This window comes from Nocardia miyunensis NBRC 108239 (genome assembly GCF_001613065.1).
Taxonomy (GTDB): domain Bacteria; phylum Actinomycetota; class Actinomycetes; order Mycobacteriales; family Mycobacteriaceae; genus Nocardia; species Nocardia miyunensis.
This window is the reverse complement of the sequence record NZ_BDBQ01000082.1, coordinates 36,114-57,040: the sequence shown is the minus strand read 5'-3', so window position 1 is coordinate 57,040 and position 20,927 is coordinate 36,114. Positions and strand designations below refer to the sequence as shown.

At 69.2% G+C, this 20,927-nt stretch carries 14 protein-coding genes; 6 read left to right on the top strand and 8 right to left on the bottom strand.

Annotation, left to right across the window (positions count from 1 at the left end):
* The first annotated feature begins 11 nt into the window (after positions 1-11).
* From NM2_RS33020 to NM2_RS33005, 4 genes are all read left to right on the top strand, one after another.
* The gene (locus NM2_RS33020; protein WP_067677132.1) at positions 12-6,653 is read left to right on the top strand and encodes a type I polyketide synthase; all 6,642 of its coding nucleotides are present in this window, start codon (positions 12-14) and stop codon (positions 6,651-6,653) included.
* Positions 6,650-9,067, top strand: a complete 2,418-nt coding sequence (locus NM2_RS33015) for a beta-ketoacyl synthase (protein WP_245718328.1) — start codon at positions 6,650-6,652, stop codon at positions 9,065-9,067. Before NM2_RS33020 ends, NM2_RS33015 begins: the two co-directional genes overlap by 4 nt.
* 94 nt (positions 9,068-9,161) lie before the next feature.
* Positions 9,162-10,730: a PfaD family polyunsaturated fatty acid/polyketide biosynthesis protein gene (locus tag NM2_RS33010; protein ID WP_067677128.1), complete on the top strand. Its 1,569-nt coding sequence runs from the start codon at positions 9,162-9,164 to the stop codon at positions 10,728-10,730.
* A gap of 39 nt (positions 10,731-10,769) precedes the next feature.
* The gene (locus NM2_RS33005) at positions 10,770-11,135 is read left to right on the top strand and encodes a hypothetical protein (RefSeq protein ID WP_067677126.1); all 366 of its coding nucleotides are present in this window, start codon (positions 10,770-10,772) and stop codon (positions 11,133-11,135) included.
* Positions 11,136-11,202: 67 nt separating this feature from the next.
* Here the strand turns inward: NM2_RS33005 and NM2_RS33000 are convergent, their stop codons facing one another.
* Genes NM2_RS33000 through NM2_RS32965 form a run of 8 tightly spaced genes read right to left on the bottom strand, consistent with a single transcriptional unit; the run spans position 11,203 to position 18,974 of the window.
* On the bottom strand, positions 11,203-12,018 hold the full coding sequence (locus tag NM2_RS33000) for a carbohydrate ABC transporter permease (RefSeq protein ID WP_067677123.1): 816 nt from the start codon (positions 12,016-12,018) through the stop codon (positions 11,203-11,205).
* On the bottom strand, positions 12,008-12,964 hold the full coding sequence (locus NM2_RS32995) for a carbohydrate ABC transporter permease (protein ID WP_084531809.1): 957 nt from the start codon (positions 12,962-12,964) through the stop codon (positions 12,008-12,010). The genes NM2_RS33000 and NM2_RS32995 overlap by 11 nt, the downstream gene beginning before the upstream one ends.
* Positions 12,961-13,815, bottom strand: a complete 855-nt coding sequence (locus NM2_RS32990) for a metallophosphoesterase (RefSeq protein ID WP_067677121.1) — start codon at positions 13,813-13,815, stop codon at positions 12,961-12,963. The genes NM2_RS32995 and NM2_RS32990 overlap by 4 nt, the downstream gene beginning before the upstream one ends.
* Positions 13,812-15,188, bottom strand: a complete 1,377-nt coding sequence (locus tag NM2_RS32985; protein WP_245718327.1) for an ABC transporter substrate-binding protein — start codon at positions 15,186-15,188, stop codon at positions 13,812-13,814. Before NM2_RS32985 ends, NM2_RS32990 begins: the two co-directional genes overlap by 4 nt.
* A 27-nt stretch (positions 15,189-15,215) precedes the next feature.
* The gene (locus NM2_RS32980) at positions 15,216-16,370 is read right to left on the bottom strand and encodes an ABC transporter ATP-binding protein (RefSeq protein ID WP_067677119.1); all 1,155 of its coding nucleotides are present in this window, start codon (positions 16,368-16,370) and stop codon (positions 15,216-15,218) included.
* Positions 16,371-17,276: an alpha/beta hydrolase family protein gene (locus NM2_RS32975; protein ID WP_067677117.1), complete on the bottom strand. Its 906-nt coding sequence runs from the start codon at positions 17,274-17,276 to the stop codon at positions 16,371-16,373.
* Complete coding sequence (locus NM2_RS32970) at positions 17,273-17,797, bottom strand: YiiD C-terminal domain-containing protein (protein ID WP_067677190.1); 525 nt, start codon at positions 17,795-17,797, stop codon at positions 17,273-17,275. The genes NM2_RS32975 and NM2_RS32970 overlap by 4 nt, the downstream gene beginning before the upstream one ends.
* Positions 17,798-17,813: 16 nt before the next feature.
* The gene (locus NM2_RS32965) at positions 17,814-18,974 is read right to left on the bottom strand and encodes an acyl-CoA dehydrogenase family protein (RefSeq protein ID WP_067677115.1); all 1,161 of its coding nucleotides are present in this window, start codon (positions 18,972-18,974) and stop codon (positions 17,814-17,816) included.
* 146 nt (positions 18,975-19,120) lie between these two features.
* Between NM2_RS32965 and NM2_RS32960 the strand changes: the two genes are divergently transcribed.
* On the top strand, positions 19,121-20,053 hold the full coding sequence (locus NM2_RS32960; protein WP_067677113.1) for a PDR/VanB family oxidoreductase: 933 nt from the start codon (positions 19,121-19,123) through the stop codon (positions 20,051-20,053).
* A 109-nt stretch (positions 20,054-20,162) separates the two neighbouring features.
* Positions 20,163-20,858 (top strand): DUF8020 domain-containing protein, encoded by a 696-nt coding sequence (locus NM2_RS32955; RefSeq protein WP_067677111.1) that lies wholly within the window; start codon positions 20,163-20,165, stop codon positions 20,856-20,858.
* Positions 20,859-20,927: the final 69 nt, after the last annotated feature.

Below are 20,927 nucleotides of genomic sequence, written 5' to 3'. Positions count from 1 at the left end.
GAGGATTACCTGTGACGGACGACAGACGCCTGGCGCGCGACCCGATCGCCATCGTCGGGATGTCGGGGCTCTTGCCCAGAGCCCACAATCATGTTCAGTTCTGGCAGAACATCGTCGACGGTGTCGATTGCATCGAGGAGGTCCCGTCGTCGCGGTGGAACCTCGACGACTATTACGACGCCGACCCCGCGGCGGCGGACAAGACCTACTCCCGGCGCGGCGCGTTCCTGCCCGACGTCGATTTCGATCCGCTGGAGTTCGGCCTGCCGCCGAATCAGCTGGAGGTCACCAGCACCATGCAGACCCTGAGCCTGGGCGTGGCACGGGATCTGCTGGTCGACGCGGGGGCGGTCGGCTCGGACTGGTACGACGCCGCGAGCACGGGTGTCGTGCTGGGCACCACCGGCCCGGTACCGCTGATGCATCCGCTGGCCGCGCGGCTGTCCACGCCGGTGCTCAAGGAGGCCGCGCTTTCGGTAGGTCTGAGCGCGAAGGACGCCGACGCGATCGCCGACCGGTTCGTCACGGCTTTCGCACCGTGGGAAGAGAATTCGTTCCCCGGCCTGCTGGCCAATGTGGTCGCCGGACGGGTCGCGAACCGGCTCGGCCTGGGTGGGATGAACTGCACGGTCGACGCGGCCTGCGCGGCCTCGCTGGCGGCGATCCGCACCGCGATCGCGGAGTTGCAGGACGGCCGCGCCGACATGATGATCACCGGCGGCGTCGACACCGAGAACACCATCTTCATCTACATGTGCTTCAGCAAGGTCGGTGCGCTCTCGCCGACCGGGCGGATCAGCCCGTTCTCCGATCAGGCCAACGGCACCCTGCTCGGTGAGGGCATCACCATGCTCGCGCTGCGCCGGCTGGCCGACGCGCGCCGCGACGGGAACCGGATCTACGCGGTGATCCGCGGCCTGGGATCCTCCAGCGACGGGCGGTCCAAGAGCATCTACGCGCCGCGCGCCGAGGGCCAGCGGGTCGCGCTGGACCGCGCCTACCGCGACGCCGAATGTTCGCCCGCCGACGTGGAACTCATCGAGGCGCACGCCACCGGCACCGCGGTCGGTGACCGGACCGAGCTGACCGCGCTGAACGGGCTGCTGACCGAGGCGACCGAGGAATCCCGGTTCGCGGCGCTGGGCAGCGTCAAATCGCAGATCGGTCACACCAAGGGCGCGGCCGGCACCGCCAGCGTGATGAAGCTGGCGCTCGCGCTGCATCAGAAGGTGCTGCCGGGCACGATCAACGTGGAGGCGCCCAATACCGACTTCGATTGGGAGACAGCGCCGTTCTATGTGAACACTCGCACCCGGCCGTGGATTCGCGATCCGCGACGTCCGGTGCGTCGCGCGGCCGCCTCCGCAATGGGGTTCGGCGGCACCAACTTTCACCTGATTCTGGAGGAGGCCGACGCCGATCGGTCCGCGCAGCGGGTGCTGCACCGGGTGCCGCGCGCCCAGCTGTGGCACGCGCCGGATGTGGCGAGCCTGGCCGAAGCGATGCGCACCACCGAACCCGGTGACGGCGGCGACATTCCGGAGGCGCACGCCCGGATCGGGTTCGTCGCCATCGATGACGAGCACGCCGACCACCTGCGCGATCTGGCGGCGGAGGAACTGCTGCGCAATCCGGACGCCACGGCCTGGGATCATCCCGAGGGCATCCACTTCCGCGCGGCGGCGCTGCCGCGGCGCGTGGCCGGTGCGCTCTTCGCCGGACAGGGCAGCCAGTACGTCGATATGGGATCGACCGCGGCACTGAACAATCCGCCCGTCGGTGCGGCCTTCGACGCGGCCAACGCGGCCTTCGCCGAGGCGTCGCGGCGGCTGGCGAGCGTGGTGTTCCCGGCCCCGGCGTTCGACGAGGACGAACAGGCCGAGCAGGAAAAGTTGTTGCGCCGCACCGATTTCGCGCAACCGGCGATCGGTGCGCTGGCGGTCGGCCAGTTCCGGGTACTGAACGAATTCGGCTTCCGGCCGGACGGGCTGCTGGGCCACAGCTTCGGTGAGCTCACCGCGCTGTGGGCGTCCGGCGCGGTGTCCACCGACGACTATTTCGCCCTGGCGCGGGCGCGTGGCGCGGCCATGGTGGTGCCCGAGGGCGAGGACGCGGGCACCATGACCGCGGTCGGCGCCACCCGCGAGGTGGTGTCCGAGCTGATCGACGGGGTCGGCGATGTGTGGATCTGCAACCACAACGCGCCCGATCAGGTGGTGATCGGCGGTGGTGCGGCCGGAATCGCCGAGGTGGCCGCCCGCGCCGCGCAGCGCGAGATCGCTACCCGGGAGCTGCCGGTCTCGGGAGCCTTCCACACCCCGTACGTGGCGCACGCGGTGGATCGCTTCGCCGCGGCGGTGGCCGAGGTGTCGATCGGCGCGCCCGCGGTTCCGGTCTACGCGAATTCCGCCGGCGCGGAATACAGCGACGATGTCGCGGCCAACCGGGACATACTCACCGGACAGCTCAGCAAGCCGGTGGAGTTCGCGGACGCGCTGAGCGCGATGCGTGCGGCGGGATGCAACGTCTTCGTCGAATTCGGGCCCAAGCAGATTCTCACCTCACTGGTCCGGCGCACCCTCGGCGACGAGGTGATCGCGATCGCCACCGACTCCGGGCCGATCGGCGACGGCGACCTCACCCTGAAGCGGGCAGCCGTGCGACTCGCGGTGCTGGGCTTCGACATTCGCGGGATCAACCGCTATGCCGCGCCCGCACCCGCCGCGCCGCCGAAGCAGCGGGGTATGACCGTGACCCTGTCCGCGCCGGAATATGTGCCCGAGACCCGCCGGGCCGCCCATGCCGCCGCCCTCGGCGACGGCTACCGGGTGACCGCCGCCGCGCCGCAGCCGGTGGCGGCGCTGCCGGTGTCGTCCTCGAATGACGCTGTTTCGCAGACTATTACAGCTATCGCCGCCGAGCCGGACGTCGTCCGCTCGACCGACCTTCCGGAGAATTTCGTGTCATCCCAACCGTCCTACCGCGACGCCGGGGCCACCGCCGTTCCGGACTACACCGCTCTGGACACCGCGCTGGTTCAGCATCTGGACACCCACCGCCAATACCTCGACGGTCAGTTGGATCTGGCACGGAGTCTGGCCGGTGCACTCGCACAGGGTGGCCTGGACGAAGGTACCGTCCGGGCCATCGAGGCGGTGAAGGATCACGGAATCGCCGTCAGCGACAGTCATTCTCGCGCCAGCGAGGTGCTCGCTCAGCTGGCCGGGCTGGAGAATGGTGTCGAGGTGGCACCGGTGCACCGGGTCGCTCCGGTGCCGGTGCGGCGGCCCGCGCTGCAAGCTCCGGTCGCTTCGCCGGTGGCGGAAAGTTCGGTGCCGCAGGCTGTTCCGGCTCCCTCCGCCTTCGTGCAGGAACCGGCTCGTCCGGCAGCTTCCACCGTCAACGGCACCGCTGCGGCCGATGCCGCATCGAACAACGCCGTTTCCAACGGTGCCGCGTCGAACGGTGCCGCGGCACCTGCGGTCGATGTGGCGACGTTGCGTCGTGCGCTGCAAGAGGTGGTCTCCGACAAGACCGGCTATCCGGTCGAGATGGTCGATCCCGCAATGGATCTCGAAGCGGATCTCGGCGTCGATTCCATCAAGCGGGTGCAGGTCATCGGGACGTTGCAGGAACGGTTCCCGGATCTGCCGAGCCTGGGCCCCGAGCAGTTGGGCACCCTGCGGACTCTGGATCAGGTGGCGACACTGCTGGCCGGTTCCGCCGCCGCGACTTCGGCTCCTGTCCCCGCTCCGGCTTCTGCGCCCGGCGCGACCGCTGACGAATTGCGCCGTGCCCTGCAGGAAGTCGTCGCCGACAAGACTGGTTATCCGGTCGAGATGGTGGATCCGGCAATGGATCTCGAGGCGGATCTGGGGGTGGATTCGATCAAGCGGGTGCAGGTGATCGGAGCCCTGCAGGAGCGGTTCCCGCAACTGCCCAGCCTGGGCCCCGAGCAGTTGGGCACCCTGCGCACCCTGGACCAGGTGGCCGACGCGCTCACCGCATCGTCCTCGGCTACTTCTGCGGCGGCTTCGGCCCCCTCGGCTTCCGCCGCCTCGGCCGACGAATTGCGTTCCGCGCTGAAGGAACTGGTCGCCGAGAAGACGGGTTATCCGGTCGAGATGGTCGATCCCGCAATGGATCTCGAAGCGGATCTGGGTGTCGACTCCATCAAGCGCGTCCAGGTGATCGGGGCATTGCAGGAGAGGTTCCCGGATCTACCCAGCCTCGGCCCCGAGCAACTCGGGACCTTGCGCACCCTGGACCTCATCGCCGCCCGGCTCGCGGAGACCGCCGGTGGTGATGCGGACCCAAAAGCTGAGGCCGCGGCCGGTGCGCCGCGGTACGCCATCGATCTGATCACCGTCGCGCCGGTGGACACCCTCGTCGACCCGTATCCCAGCGACGCTTTCGCGGTGGTGCTCGGGATCGGCGACGACACCGGGGCCGACTGCGCCGCGATCACCGACGCTCTGCGTGAGCTGGGCTGGACCGCCCGGCACACCACCGATCCGGCCGCACTGGCCGCCGATCCGGTGGACGCGGTGCTGGTGGTCGTCGGCGTGGCCACGGAATGGCGAGCGGCACAGGATATTCTGACCGAGGCCATCCTCGCGGCCGGTCGTGCGGTGCGGGTGCTGCGGCAGGCCGGTCAGCGGGCGGCCTTCTGCACCGTGACCCGGCTCGACGGGGAACTGGGCTATCGCGGCGACCGGGATCCGGTGTCCGCCCTGATCGGCGGGATCGGGGGCATGGTCAAGACGGTCGCGGCCGAGGAGCCCACGCTGTTCTGCCGTGCGCTCGATATCGACCCGGGGTTGGATGCGGCCTCCGCCGCGGCCCGGGTGGTCACCGAACTGTTCGACGCCGCCACCGATACCGCCGAGATCGGCATCGACGCGGCGGGGGTGCGCCGCGCGCCGGTGCCCAGCAGGCACGCATCCGCGTCAACGGTGACGTGGGTGGATCCGGACCGCGCTCCGGACCCGACGACGCTGTCGGCCGACGATGTCCTGCTGGTCACCGGTGGCGCGCGTGGCGTCACCGCGCTGTGTGTGCTGGCTCTGGCCCGGCGCAGTCCTGCGCGGTTCGTCCTGCTGGGCCGGACCGAACTCGCACCGGAGCCGGAATGGGCTGCGGGCGTCGCGGATCCGGATCTCAAGAGTGCCGCGGTGCGGGCCCTCGCCGGTACCGGCGTGACCCCGCGCGAGATCGACCGGAGTTGCGCCTCGGTGCGCGCGGTTCGCGAGATCCGTTCCACCCTGGCCGAACTCGGCGACCGCGCGGTGTACGCAGCGGCCGACGTCACCGATGCCGAAGCGGTCCGGGCGGCGGTCGAGCCCTGGCGGGACACCCTGACCGGGATCGTGCACGGTGCGGGAGTTCTCGCCGATTCGATGATCGCGGACAAGACCGCGGAATCGGTGACGCGGGTGCTGCGCCCGAAGCTCGCGGGACTGGCCGCGGCGCTCGCGGCGGTGCAGCGGCCACGACATCTGGTGCTGTTCACCTCGGTCGCCGGACTGTTCGGCAATGCCGGGCAGGCCGATTACGCGGCCGCCAACGAGGCGCTGTGCCGGTTCGCGACGAGTTGGCGCACCCGGCATCCGGATTGCCACGCCGTGGCGATCGACTGGGGCGCCTGGGATGGTGGCATGGTCACGCCCGAACTGCGCCGCTTGTTCCGGGATCGCGGAATTCCCTTGCTGGCACCGGAAACCGGTGTCGCGGCCTTCGCCGAACAGTTCACTCCGGCATGCCGCGCCGACACCGTGGTGCTGGTGGGCGAGGCGGTGGCCCTGTCCAGCGCGACGCCGTCTCCCGCACCGGCGCGGGTGCGACGCGGCCTCGCCGGGCTCACCGATGAGCCGGTGATCGCGGCGCATCGCATCGGCGAGCACATCGTGCTGCCCGCGACGTTCGCGCTCGGTGCGCTGATCAATGTCACCGAACGCAGATTGCCCGGACTGACCGTCACCGATGTGCACGATTTCGAGGTCGTCAAGGGCATCGTCTTCGACCGCCCGGTGGACGAGGTCGACATCGTGGCGGACCCCGCCGATACGGCCGACGACCAGGTCACGGTGTCGGTCCGCATGCTGGACGGCCGCACCACGCACTACCGGGCCACCCTGGTGTGCACCCGCGCGCCGGGCGAACCGCCGCGCATCACGGTGCCCGCCGGCCCCGGGTCCGCTGCGGAGTGGATCTACCAGGACGGGGTGCAGTTCCACGGCCCGGCGCTACAGGGGCTGCGCCGGGTGCGCAGCGCTTCGGACATCGCGATGGTCTTCGAATGTGCCCTGCCCGCAACGCGAGTCGGCGCGGGCGCGTACGGCGGGCGATTGCACGATCCGGTCTGCGCGGATCTGATCCTGCAATGCCCGCCGGTGCTGGGACACCGTTTGGTCGGCGCGGCATGCCTGCCACTGGGAATCGGCCGGGCCGAGTACTACCGGCGGCTGCCGGTGAGCGAGCCCTTCCTGGTGGTGGTCGACAATCCACGCGGCGGGTCGTCGTTCGAGGTCTGCATCGATGCGACCGCGACCGACCTGGACGGCACTGTGCTGCAACGGTTCTCGGGCGTCACCGTGGTGACCACCCCGGACCTGACGGAGAAGTTCCAGACCTCGGTAAGGCAGTGGCAATGACAATTCTGGAGTTCGACGGTATCGCCTTCGACCCGACGGGCGCGCCGCGTCCCGGGTCGGGGGTGGCCGAAACCAGCGGCCTGGGACCGGCCGGGATGTCCGACCGCACTCTCGCGCCGCCCGCTGACCCGATGGCCGCCGAGGTGAGGGCAACGGCCACAACATCTCCCGTTGCGGGGCAGTCAGCCGCACTGTATTCCGTTGCGGCCCCGGCGCCTGAGGGTGAGAGGGTCACGGCCGCCACGTATCCCGTGCCAGGCCCGCCATCGGCATCGCATCCCGCCGCCGCTCCGGCGACCGAGGTCGAGGAGGCCACGGCCGCAACGTATCCCGCTGCAATGCAATCGCGCGCGCCGCATTTCGCGGTGACTGCGGTCGAGAAGAGCGCGACCGCGACATATTCGGCTGGAGTGCGGCCGACCGCGCCGAATTCCTCTGCTCCGGCGAGTTCGGGTGAGAAGGATTCGTCAGCAACGTATTCCGACGGGGCTGATGTGCTGGCGGAGATCCGCGCCGGGGTGGTGGCTGCCCATCGGGCGGCGCTGGGCGCACAGGTCGCGGTACAACGCGCGCTGTGGGAGCGGGCTCGTGAGGGCGGAGCCTATTCGGCCGCCGCCGTCGAGCCGTTCACCCGATCCGGACGCACCACCCTCGATCGGGTGGCGTCGGACGCGCAGCGCACCCTTCGGCAGCCTGCCGGGGCAGCCGGAACCGGTATCGCCGGCCCAGCGGCGGCCACGCTTGCCACGGTGGCGACGAATCCTGCGGCGGCCACCGCAATCGCGGCGGAGGATGCCTTCAAGCCGCTCGCCCGATCCGGGCGCACAACACTCGATCGCGCGGCGCTGGAACAGCTGACCCGTGGCGAGGTGACCGACGTGTTCGGCCCGGCCTATCGGCGGGCGGGCGTGGTGTCGGCGGTGCGCGTCGGTGCCGCACAGCCGCTGGTCCTGACTCGGGTCGAGGCGCTGGAGTTGCGCGGCGGCGACGGAAAAGGCCGGGTGGCAGCCGAATTCGAGGGTGATGTGCGCGCGGCGGCCATCCAGGCCGCCGAGGTGTTCGCGATCTTCGCGGGTATTCACCTGTGCCTGTCGGGCAGCACGCTGACCGCCGCGGTGGACGGTGTCGACGGTGGCGGCGCGGGGCGGATCGAGCTGGTGGTCGGTGATATCGATCTGATCCCCCGGCCGCACGTGGCCGCGGTCGCACACACCGCGGCCGGGGTGCTGGCGGTTACGGTCACGGTGGTCGAAGCCGCGGGTGCCGGGGTCGGGCCGGGCGCGGCGGAATCCGGATCGCTGCTCAACGAATTCCACATGGTCCACCTCTCGCGCGGCGATCAAGCCATCGCGATGGGGCCGGAATTCGCGCGGTACACCGGGGTTCGCGCGACGCGGTTGCCGACCGGCGGGCTGCTGCTGGTGGATCGGGTGCTCACCTTCGACGGCGCGCGCGGCGTCCTGGACGGCGCCTCGTACACGAGCGAATACGATTCGCCGGGCGATTCCTGGTACTACGGCGACACCGCCAACGAATCGATGCCGCACTTCGTCTACATGGAGACCTCCTTGCAGGCGGCGCTGCTGATGGGCTACTACGCCGGGCCGACGCTGACCGAGCCGGGCACCACGTTGAGTCTGCGCAACCTCGGCGGCAGCGCACGTGTGCTGCGTCGAATCGATCTGCGGGACAGCACGATTCAACAGTCGTCGCGACTGTTGTCGACCACATTGTTGCCCGGATCCTCGTTGCAGACCTTCGATTACACGCTGTCGGTCGAGGGGGAGCCGTTCTACACGGGCGAGACCATGTTCGGCTATTTCAGCGACCAGGCGCTGGCCAATCAGACCGGACTCGACGCGGGCCGCTCGGTACCCAGCTGGCGGGCCGAGCATCCGCGGGAACCGGCCCGGGTGATCGACGTGGCCGCCCGCCGCGCCGATCCGGCCGCACCGCTGTGCGCGCGCCGGACGCTGGCGCTGATCGACCGCATCGAGGTGGTCGACGGCGGCGGCGAACACGAGGCGGGCTACCTGCACTCACTGCGTGAAATCGACAGCACCGATTGGTATTTCGATCGGCACTTCCACCTCGACCCGGTGATTCCGGGCTCGCTCGGAGTCGAATCGGTGATCCATGCGGTGCAGGAGTGGATGCTCGACGCGGGATTCGCCGACGGGATGACCGATCCGGTGTTCCGCATCCCGTGCGATATCGAATTCTCCTGGCGCTATCGCGGACAGTTCCTGCCCAGCGACGGCACCGTCGAGCTGGAGGCGCACATCAAACAGGTGCGGCGCGACGCGCACACCGTCACCGTGGTCGTGGACGGATCGCTGTGGAAGCCGGGTCTGCGCATCTACGAACTCATCGATCTGGCAATCGAACTCGCCGACCGGGCGGTGCTGCCGTGACCCTCCTATCGAAAGCCGTTGTCGTGCAATCGAAACAACAACACACCCTCGATCCGACTCGCTGTGAACGACTCGATCTCCGGGCGGTTCTCCGATGACGACCTTCGGTGTTCCCGCGCTCGTCCATGATGAGGCGGACATCTCGGCGATTCTGCTGGACGTCGGGGCGCCCTGCTGGGTGGTCCGGCACGAGGGCCGGGTCGGGGTGACCGCTTCGCAGGCGCTGGCGGCCCGCTCGGAGATCCTCACCGCGGTGGGTCCGCTGCCGCCGGAGCGGCTGGGCGACAGCGCGTTTCGGTCGGCGCACGGTGTGCGTGCCGCCTACGCGGCGGGCGCGATGGCCAACGGGATCGCCTCGCCCGGCCTGGTGACGGCCATGTCGCGGGCGGGATATCTGGCCTCCTACGGGGCTGCCGGTGTGTCGCCCGCGGTGGTGGACGCGGCGCTCGGTGAACTCGCCCGCATCTTGTCCGGACATCCGTTCGCCTGCAACCTGATTCACAGTCCGTCCGAACCGGCGCTGGAGCGCGCCATCGTCGACGCCTGCCTGCGACACGGGGTGGAATGTGTGGAGGCATCGGCGTTCATGGATCTCACCGCCGAGGTGGTGCGGTACCGCGCGGCCGGACTGGCGGTGGACCGGCAGGGCAACATCGAATGCCGACATCGGTTGATCGCCAAGGTATCTCGGGTGGAGGTCGCCGAATTGTTCCTGCGGCCCGCTCCCGCCCGGTTGCTCGCGGCGCTGACCGAACGCGGCGAGATCTCCGCCGAACAGGCCCGGCTGGCAGCGCAGGTCCCGATGGCGGACGACATCACCGCCGAGGCGGATTCCGGCGGGCACACCGACCGGCGCCCGCTGACCGTGCTGTTTCCGGAGATCGTCGCCGCCCGCGACCGGATCGCCCGCGATCTGGCGGCGACCGCGCGGGTGCGGATCGGTGTCGCCGGAGGGATCGGCACCCCGGACGCGGTCGCGGCGGCCTTCGCGATGGGCGCGGCCTATGTGGTGACCGGATCGGTGAATCAGTCCTGCCGCGAGGCAGCGCAGTGCGAGCACACCAAGAAGCTCTTGGCCACAGCGGAATTCGCGGACTGCACCATGGCTCCGTCCTCGGATATGTTCGAACTCGGTGTGCAGGTGCAGGTGCTGCGCCGGGGGACCATGTTCGCCTCGCGGGCGCAGCGGCTCTACGAGTTCTACCGGGCTCACGACGGACTCGACGACATCCCGGCCGACCAGCGTCTGGAACTCGAGCGGACGGTGTTGCGGCGGCCGGTGGACGAGATCTGGCGTGACTGCGTCGACTTCTTCTCCGAGCGTGATCCCGCGCAGTTGGCCGGCGCCGCCGAGGACCCGAAACATCGGATGGCCCTGGTGTTCCGGTGGTATCTCGGGTTGTCGTCGGGGTGGAGCATCCGGGGCGAGGCCGACCGTGCCGCGGACTATCAGATCTGGTGCGGCCCCGCGATGGGCGCGTTCAACACCTGGGCGGCGGGCAGTTATCTGGCGGCCCCGAGCAATCGTTACGTGGCGGATGTCGCCGACGAATTGATGTACGGCGCGGCCTATCTCACGCGCGTCGCGCAACTGCGGGCGGCCGGGGCCCGGTTGCCCGCGGGCTGTACCCGGTACGTGCCTCGACCTCTGGAGGAACGATGACCATCCTCGAGACCCGTCCCGCCGCGGCGAGTGCCTGGCGTGGCGACCGAATGCCGCATCAACGCCGAGGATCCCGGCCGCGAATTCGCCCCCGCGCCGGGCACTCTCGCCGAATGCGTGCTGCCCGGCGGGCCGTTCGTGCGGGTGGACACCCATATCGAGACCGGGTATTCGATCCCGCCGCATTATGATTCGCTGCTGGCGAAGATCGTGGTGTGGGCGCCGGACCGGGCCGCGGCCATCGCGCGGATGCGGCGGGCGTTGGCGGAGACCAGGATCGCGGGCCTCGGCGTCGTCACCACCGCGGAATTCCTGCACGACATCCTGGATCATCCGCGCTTCCGGGCCGGTGAGCACGACACCGCGCTGATCGGTTCGCTCACTACGGCGGTACCTGCGCGCTGAGCACGACACAGTTCGGGGCCGGTCCGGGAAATCTCCTGGACCGGCCCCGAAGTCGTTGTTACCAAGCTTATTTCAACCCGGACCGCACGAACGCGTTGACGATCTGCCGCTGCAACACCAGATACAGCAGCAGCACCGGCAGGCACGCCAGGCTGGCCACCGCCATCATCGGGCCCCACTGATCCCGCTCGGCGCTGGACAGGAAGCTGCGCAATCCGAGTTGCAGCACACCATTGGATTTGCGGAGCACGACCGCGGGCCAGAAGTACTCGTTCCACTCGTTGATGAACAGCAGGATCGCCAGGGCGGCCAGGGCGGGCCGCAGATTCGGCACCACCACCGTCCACAGGATCGACCAGGACGAGCGCCCGTCGATCTTGGCCGCCGCCACCAGCTCCTTCGGGAACGCCGCCATGTGCTGACGCAGCAGCAGTACGGCCATCGCCGAACACAGCGTCGGCAGGACCACGCCGATCAGGGTGTTGAGCAGTCCCAGCTGATTGAGCAGGATGTAGTTGGGCAGCATGGTGACCTGGAAGGGCACCAGCCAGGTACCGACGAACGCCAGATACAGCACCCGTTGCAGCGGGAAGGTGTACATGGTGAAGGCGTACGAGGCCAGCAGCGCGACCAGCAGCTGCCCGGCGGCCGACAGGGCGGCGATGAAGAACGTGTTCCCGATCAGGCCGAGCACGTCGACCTGGCGGGCGGCGTCGAGGTAGTTGGCCGTCGAGAGCGGCCACGGGATCGGTGACAGCGACCAGATGTCCTGCGGCCGCCGCAGCGCCGTGGCGAACAGCCAGTAGATCGGGAAGGCGCACAGCAGCGCCGTGACCGCCAGCAGCAGATGGCTGCCGGCGGTGCGCAATCGGTCAATCGTCATGGAAGGAAACCTTTTCCGAGATCCAGACCAGCACTCCGGCGATCGCCCCGAAGCCGAGGAACAGCAGCACGCCCGCGGCCGCGCTCAATCCGGCGTCGAAACTGTGGAAGGCGTAGTCCCACAACAGGTAATAGATATTCGTGGTGGACTGCGTCGGCCCGCCCTGGGTGAGGGTGTCGATCAGGGGGAAGGTCAGCACCGGGCTGAGCAGCACCGTGGTCAGCACCAGGAACAGCAGCGTCGGCGAGAGCATCGGCAGCGTGATCCAGCGCAGGATCTGACCGGGCCGGGCCCCGTCCACCCGGGCCGCCTCGTCGTAATCGCCACTGATACCGGCCAATCCGGCCCACACCACCAGCACCGCGAAACCCAGCAGTTGCCAGCCGGTGATCACGATGATCACCCACGGCGCGCTGGACGGCTCGTACACCCAGTTGCGGTCCGAGCCCAGCACCCGATCCACCACACCGCTGCGCGGGGTGAGCAGCCAGCGCCACACCGCGGCGGCGGCGACCGGCGCGACCAGGAAGGGCGCGAAGACGAATGCCTGGTAGACCGTGCGCGCCCGATCGGACACGCGCCGGGCGGCCAGGGCCAGCAGCAGCGGCAGCAGCACGGTGAACGGCAGCAAACCGGCGATCAGCACCAATGTGCGGACGATCGAGTCGCTGAACGCCGGAAGATCCAGCAGCCGAAGGTAATTCGCCGAACCCACCGATGTCGCCGGTGATGTGGGCAGCAGATTCCAGGAGTAGGTGGACAGCTCCAGCGCCTGAACCAACGGCCGATAGGTCCACACCACCAGCAGTACCAGCGCCGGGGTCAGGTACAGATACGGGACGGCGCGCCGTCCCGCCCGGCGAAGGGCGGGACGACGCACCGGAACCGGCTCTGCCGCAACGGAACTGTGCTGCTGCTCGGCAGTGGTGTCGACGACGAACGTCATTGTGCCTCGGCGGCCGCGGCCGCCAGTTGCTCGAGCATTTCGGACTGCGGCCGGCTGTAGACCTCCGGCGCGGGGGTGGCCTCCACGGCGGTGGCTACGAAGGTGTCGCCCACGACATCGATTCGACTGTAACCGAATCCGCTGATGCCCCGGTGCCGCCCCACGGGCGCCATCGGGTCGAGCCGGTAGGCCACCGCGGGGCCCAGCCACACCGGGATCCCGGCCAGGGCCGCGGCGGCGGTGAAATGGTTGTGCCCGCAGACGATCATCCGCACGTCACTGCCCGCGACGACCGCCGCCAGCTCCTCGGCATTCTGGAGTTTGAGCACCTCCGCCGCCGGATTCGCCGACGAAACCGGCGGATGGTGCAGCACCAGCAACGTGCCGCGCGGCGCGGAAGCGTCCAATTGCTCGGCGAGCCAAGCCAACTGGTCCGCTTCGAGGTATCCCGGGTGTTGGCCCGGGGTGGAACTGTCCAGCGTGATGATCCGCAGTCCGTAAACGCTGACGACCGAATCGTGCGGCTGCCGCGGATCGATGCCGTCCGCGTCCAGGCCGAGCAGTTCGGCCCCGAACGCGACGCGCTCGTCGTGATTGCCCATCGCGTAGACGACCGTCGCGCCGAGTTCGGCGGCCACCGGTTCGACGGCCGCGCGCAATCGGCGGTACGCCTCGGGCGCGCCGTTGTCGGTGAGGTCGCCGGACAGCACCAGCGCATCGATCCGCGAGCCGTTGCACAGCCCCTGCAACACGACGGTCAGATTGGCCATCGTGTCCACGCAACCGTGCAGCAGTTCCCCGGCGGCGCGGATGTGGGTATCGGTCAGCTGGATGACGGTGAGATTGTTCATGAGGCGGCCAGCAGCTGGGCGCCCGCGTTCTGGGCGGCGGTGAGGGTGGACTGGGCATCCTTGCCCTGGAAGACGATCGATTCGACGGCGTCCATCATGCCGTCGCGGACCTGGAGATAACTGTTGCCGGGCATGGACACCCACGGCTCCATCCGGTCCAGCTGGGCGACGTTCGGGGCGAGCAGCGGCTTCTGCTGTGCCCAGGTCTTCAGGCCGTCGGGGTCGTCGAGCAGGCCGGTGCGCAGCGGCAGGTAACCGATGCCCTTGGCGATCAGGGCGTACGCCTGCGGGCTGGTGAGGAACTCGAGCAGCTCCCAGGAAGCGCGCTGCTTGGCCGGGTCTTTGGACAGGATGTGCAGTCCCGCACCGGAATTGGTGGGCACGGTCGGCTTGCCGTCGAAGCTGGGCATCGCCGCGGACTGCAACGACCACTTGTTCTTCGCGCCGCTCTCGAACACGCCCTGGACCGAACTGGTCTCCAGGATCATCCCGACGTCACCGCGCGCGAAGCCCTCGTAACCCTGCTTCTGATCCAGTTTGGGCATCTCGCCGCTGCTCACCAGCTGCTGCCCCAGCTGGGCCACCTGGACGGCGGGAGCGTCGGCGTAGGTCAGCTTCTTGCGGTCCTGGGAGATCACCCGGCCGCCGTTGGAACGCACCATGGACTGGAAGCACCAGTCCTTCGCGGTCTTGGTCAGGCAGTCGATGTAGACACCGCCCTTGCCGGTCTTGTCCACGATGGCGCGGGCGGCGTCGGCGACCTGCTGCCAGGTGGTCGGCGGCTTGGCCGGATCCAGGCCGGCCTGCTGGAACAGCGAGGCGTTGTAGTACAGCACCGGGGTAGAGAACACGAACGGCACGCCGTAGGTGTGGCCGTCCCAGTCGTCCAGGGTCCGGGCGCGCGGCGCGTACGGGTACTTCGGCCCGTCGAATTCGGCCTGTACCGCCTGCTTGCCGACCAACTTGTCCAGTGGTTCGGCGCCCAGCTTGTGGATGGTGAAATCCAGGTCGCTGAAACCTAATTGGGCGACGTCAGGCGGTGTACCGGCGGCCATCTGGTTCTGGATGCTGGAGATGGTGTCGGTGGCCGGGTTGGGGCTGTTGCCCTGCGGCTTCTGGGCGGTGACCTTGATATTCGGGTGCTGCTTGGAGAATTCGGCGATCAGCGCGTTGAAGGTATTGGTCCACGATCCGGCGAGGCCGTAATTGTAGGACTCGAAAACGATCGACACCTGCTGATCCGGTTTCAGTTCCGGGATCTGCGCGACGTTCGTCGCGGTGGCGGATTCGCTGGTGCCGCCGATACCACCGCAGGCGCTCAGCGCCATGGTGCAGGCGAGTACCAGGCCCAGCAGGGGCATGGTGCGTTTCACGGTTTTCTCCTCATCGAGTGGCGGAGCTCAGGGGACCGGCACGACGGGTCGATCGTCGTGCGCGGCGTGGATCGTCGGCTGCGGCTCCTGCCAACGCAGCCGCAACCCGGACTCGGGATCGAACAGGTGCACCCGCTCGGGCGCGACGGTCGCGCCGATGCGGTCGCCGACCGAGACACCGGCCGGGCGTGGCACCCGTACGCACAGGGACTGCTCGCCGATCGAGAAATGGACCAGCTCTTCGCTGCCCAGATTCTCGACCATGCTGACTGTTCCGCGGATATCGGCGCTGCCGGGTTCCAGACGCAGATGTTCCGGGCGGATACCGGCGAGGACCTCGTGTTCTGCGATATAACCGGCGTCGCGTTCCGAATGGTCGGCGACGATATCGAGAGCGGCGTCTATTCCCTCGGCGATCACTCGCAGTCGGCCGTCGCGTTCGCGCACCACGGCGGGGAACAGATTCATCGGCGGCGAACCCAGGAAACCGGCCACGAAAACCGATCGGGGCCGGTCGTAGAGCTCCTCGGGCGCGCCAACCTGTTCCACCCGGCCCGCGTTGAGCAGCGCGATCCGGGTGGCCATCGTCATCGCCTCCACCTGATCGTGGGTGACGTAGAGGAACGTCGCGCCGAGGCGCCGATGCAGCGCTATCAGCTCGGCGCGGGTGGCGCTGCGCAGTTTGGCGTCCAGATTCGACAGCGGCTCGTCCATCAGGAACGCGCCCGGATCGCGAACCATGGCTCGCGCCAACGCGACTCGCTGTCGCTGGCCGCCGGACAGCGCGGCCGGGCGGCGGCCCAGCAACTCGTCCAGTTGCAACGTCGCGGCGACCGCGGCGACCTGTTCGCGGATCCGCGCGCGTCGTCGGCGACGCGCCCGCAGCGGGAAGGCGATGTTCTGCGCCACCGTCAGATGCGGGTACAGCGCGTAGCTCTGGAACACCATCGCCAGATCCCGGCGTTGCGCGGGAGCGTCGGTGATGTCGTTGCCGTCCAGCAGGATTCGCCCGGAGCTGGGTTCCTCCAGTCCCGCGATCATGCGCAGCAGCGTCGACTTGCCGCAGCCGCTGGGACCCAGCAGCACCAGGAATTCACCGTCGGCGATATCGAGGCTCACCTCGTGCACGGCGTGTGTTCCGCCGAACCGTTTGGAAACCGCCTCGAGGCGTAGTCCGGCCACCTACCGCTCCTCGGGCTCGGGCACGGAGCCCGCCGAAATCCACTGCGCCACACCGGCGGCGATCGCGGGGGAATCCTTGATCCAGGCGAAATGGTCGCGGTGCACGACGGCGGAACGCTCGTCCAGATGCCACCGGGTGACCCGCGCCGAGGGCATCCGCGAAACCAGGAAGTCCACATTGGATTTCGGGCCGAGCGGATCCTCCGACAGCGAGATCGCCAGCACCGGCAGCCGCATCGCGGCCAGCAGGGTGTTGTACCGGCGGCGGGTGCCGCGCGGGCGGTAGTAGCTGGTCAGCGAGTGCAGCGACCAGTCCCGCATGACCCCGCCGGGCATCGGGGCCGGGATCAGCACGCCGCCGGGCCAGTGGCCCTTGACCCGCGCCACCAATCCGATCCACTGGATCCGGCTCAGCGCCTCGAACCAGCGCCGCATCCCGAACGCCCACCAGAACACGGTGCCGGTGCCGATCACGGCCACCCCGGCGACCCGCTCCGGTTCGGCGGCGGCGAACAGCAGCGCCACCTGACCGCCCAGGCTGTGCCCGAACAGCCGCAGCGGCCCGCCCGGGAAACGCTCCTGCACCGCGGCCACGATGGCGGGCATGTCGATCTCGAGCATCTCCCGATAGCCGAAGTCGGTGTGCTCACCGAGTGTCGGCCGGGCCTCGCCCTGCGCCCGCAGATCGCAGGTCGCCACCGAAAGGCCCTGTGCGTGAAGCGCTTTCGCGAAGAAGAAGTACGCCTTGGCCTTCATCGCCATGGCGGGCAGCAGCAGCACCACGGGCGCGTCGGCGCGTTCGGCGGGCAGCCAGCGCAGCGTGAACTCCACCCCGTCCGAGGTGGTCACCGTGCTGGACTCCAATGTGCCGAAGCCGGAACGGGATTCGGGGGTGGCGGTGGTCATGACCGGTCCTCGCCCAGCACGACGTCGCAGACGTAGTCGAAGGTGAATTTGGCGACCACCACGTCGTTGTCGTCACGCAGCAGCGCCTTGCCGCCGAGTTCGAAACGTTCGGACCGCTCGGCGGCCAGGATGTTGGCGAGCTCGCGCTGATCCACCGTCGCGATCGCGCGGATGCGGCCCACGGCCGGTTTGCGGTAGGAGGCGGCGCCGCCGCGCAGCACCAGCCGCTCCACGGTGTGCAGCCGGGCGGCGGCCGCGCCGACGAAGGCCGCCGCACCCGCGATATCGGCGGCGGTGAACAACGCACCGGCGTGCACGGTGCCCATGTGGTTGCGGGCGTGGTCGACGGCGGGGATCTCCACCACCGCCTGCTCCGGGCCGACCTCGGTGATCAGGGTGCCCACGTGCCGTCCGAACGGCACCATGTCCTGCGATACCGCGCGCAGATATTCGTAATCGATTGCGGCCGGGTCGAGTTCGGGATAGGCGGCGGCGAATCCGCCGGTCACACGTGCGGTCATGATGTCCTCCTTCGGGTCAGCGCGGTCCGCGCAGGGCACGGCGGGCGATCGACCACCGCAGCACTTCGGACGGGCCTTCGTAGATGCGGAATGCCCTGGCCTCCACCAGGAATCGGGCAACCAGGTGGTCCTCGCAGACGCCGAGCCCGCCGTGCAGCTGCACGGCCCGGTCCAGCACGCGCCAGACCGCCTCGGAGACGAACGTCTTCGCGATCGAGGTCTCGTGCCGGGCCTGCGCGGACACCGCGCCCTCGGCGTCGATGGTGGCGGCGGCGGTTCGGATCAGGCCGCGCGCGGCGGCGATATCGATCTCGCTGTCCGCGATCAGGCCCTGGGCCAGACCGTGTTCGGCGATCGGCGCGCCGAAGGAGGTGCGGCGCACCACGTGATCCAGAGTCAGCTGCTGGGCCCGCACCGCCAGGCCGAGCCAGTTCATGCAGAACGTCAGCCGGGAGGGCGCGAGGCGCACCGCGGCCAGTTCCAGCCCGTGGCCGACCGTGCCGAGCACCGCCGAGTCGGGCACCTCGCAGTCGACGAATTCCACCTCGCAATGCCCGCCGGGGGCGCTGCTGTGGTCCAGCGTCGGCATCCGGCGGCCCACCCGCAGTCCGGGATTGTCCTGGTCGACCAGGAACATGGTCGGCCCGTCCGGAGTCGTGGCCACGCAGATGACGAACGCCGCGCCCTGGGCGCCCGTGGTGAAATGCTTGGCGCCGTTGATGATCCAGCCGCCGTCGGTCTCCTCCGCCGCCGTGCGCAGCATGCGCGGGTCCGATCCGGCGCCGGGGGCCGGTTCGGTCATGGCGATCGCCGAGCGAACCTCACCCGAGGCCAGCGGCGCGAGATAACGTTCCCGCTGCTCGGGGTCGGCGACGTGGGCGAGTAGATGGATGTTGCCGTCGTCGGGAGCCCAGGCGTTCACCGCGAGCGGGCCGATCAGACTGGCGCCCGCGGCCTCCAGCAGCTCGGCCTGCGCCCGGGTGTCCAGCCCCAGACCGCCGTACCGGATATCCGACAGCGGCCCGAAGACGCCCGCGGCCTTGGCCTTCTTCTGCAGGTCCAGGCGCAGCGCGTCGTCCATCACGCGGCCGTCGACCACGACTTCGCGCTCGATCGGTATGACATGCTCTCGAACGAACTCCCTGGTCTTGTCGACCAATTCCGTCACAGGGGTCATGCGCTCAGTGTCGGTCGGGTTCGTCTCGACAACGCGGGGCGATAGTCAACGCCGATCGGTCTAGAAGAGTCCGCGCAACGATCGTGCATCCGGTGCCCGTCTCGGCCACGGTAGTGGCGACGAACGACAGGTCTGAGGGGACAAGGATGACGGAGTTCGCAGTGCGGGTCCAGACCCGCACGGACGAGGCCGAAGGCGTGTTCGGCCTCGAACTCGCCGCCGTCGATGGAGCGCGGCTCCCGGTTTGGTCGCCGGGTGCGCACATCGACGTCGGCGTTGGTCCGCACGGCGTGCGGCAGTACTCACTGTGCGGGGATCCCGCCGACTCGCGGTGCTGGCGAGTCGGGATCCTGCGCGATCCGGCGGGTCGTGGCGGTTCGGAGCATCTGTTCCACACCGCACTGCCCGGTTCGGAACTGCGGGTATCGTTGCCGCGCAACAACTTCGAACTCGTCGAGGGGGCGAAGTACGTCTTCGTCGCGGGCGGTATCGGCATCACTCCGCTGTTGCCGATGGCCGCCGCCGCGGCGGCCGCGGGTGCGGAGTGGACGCTGTACTACGGTGCGCGCAGCCGGGCGCACCTGGCCTTCACCGCCGAATTGGCCCGCTACGGCGGCCGGGTGATGCTGGTGCCGCAGGACGAGGACGGTCTGCTGCCGATCGAGCGCATCCTCGGCGACGCCGGGGATGCCGCGGTGTACTGCTGCGGCCCGGAACCGCTGCTGACGGCGGTGGAGAACGCGGGCACGGCCTCGGACGTCCCGGTGCATCTGGAGCGTTTCGCGCCGAAAGCGTTGGCGCACAGCGAGAATCGCGCCTTCGAGGTGCGGCTCGCGGGTAGCGGCGGCACCTACCGGGTCGGTCCCGGGCAGTCGATCGCCGACGTGCTCGAGGCCGCCGGGATCCCGATCGTCACCTCCTGCCGCGAAGGCACCTGCGGCAGTTGCGAAACCCCGGTGCTGTCCGGCGATATCGAACATCGCGACAGCGTGCTGAGCGAGGACGAGCGCGAGCGCGGCGACACCATGATGCTGTGCGTCTCCCGGGCGCGCTCGCGGGTTCTCACCCTCGACCTGTAACAGCGCTCTATCCCCGAGCGCGTCAATCGGCTGTTCGCCGACGTCACAGACGTGCGCGCAATCGCGCGCCGAACCCACCCGAACACCGATGAGAAGAAAGCAACAAAAGATGAGGAAATTCGCAGCGGCGGCGACGCTTCTGGTCTCGGCGCTGGCCGTCACGACCGGCGTGGCCGGCGCGACGCCCGCAAACAGCGATGTGGTCGACTACAAGGCCACCACCACCCAGAAGGCGACGATCATCTCCACCGACGCGGGCTCGATGACCGCTCAGGACGGTGTCTTCAAGATCAAGGCAGCCAACGGCACGGTGCTGGCCGGCACCGAATTGTCTTTCCGCGTGGACGATTTCGTCTTCCCGATCGCGGCCGACATCCACGACCACACCGCGACGCTGACCCCGCAGTTCGACCTGGCGCACGCGGTCTACAAGCCCGTCGCGCTGCCCTACGAGAACAGCGCGCCGTGGAAGACCCCCTACGACCGTGAGCAGGCGGCCTGGAACCGCATGGTGACCACCATCTCGGCCGGCGCCACGATCGGCACCCTGGTCGGTGGCCTGACCGGCGGCGCGGTGGGCTGCCTGCTCGGCGGTATCGCGGGCGCCACCGTGGCCGCCGCTGCCATCGTCGGCCTGTTCGGCGCCTTCATCCCGGCCGCCGCAGTCGGTTGCCTGGGCGGCATCATCGCTGTCGGTGCGCTGGGCACTCTGGCCGGTCAGCTGCTGGTGACGGCCCCGGTCGCGATCGCGGCCGCGGCCCAGTACTTCACCACGATCAACCAGCCGTTCACCCCGGCCAAGTAGATAAACGCCCCGGCGGGAACGCCGGGGGGACACCAGGCCCCGCCCGGAAATTCCGGGCGGGGTTCTCGG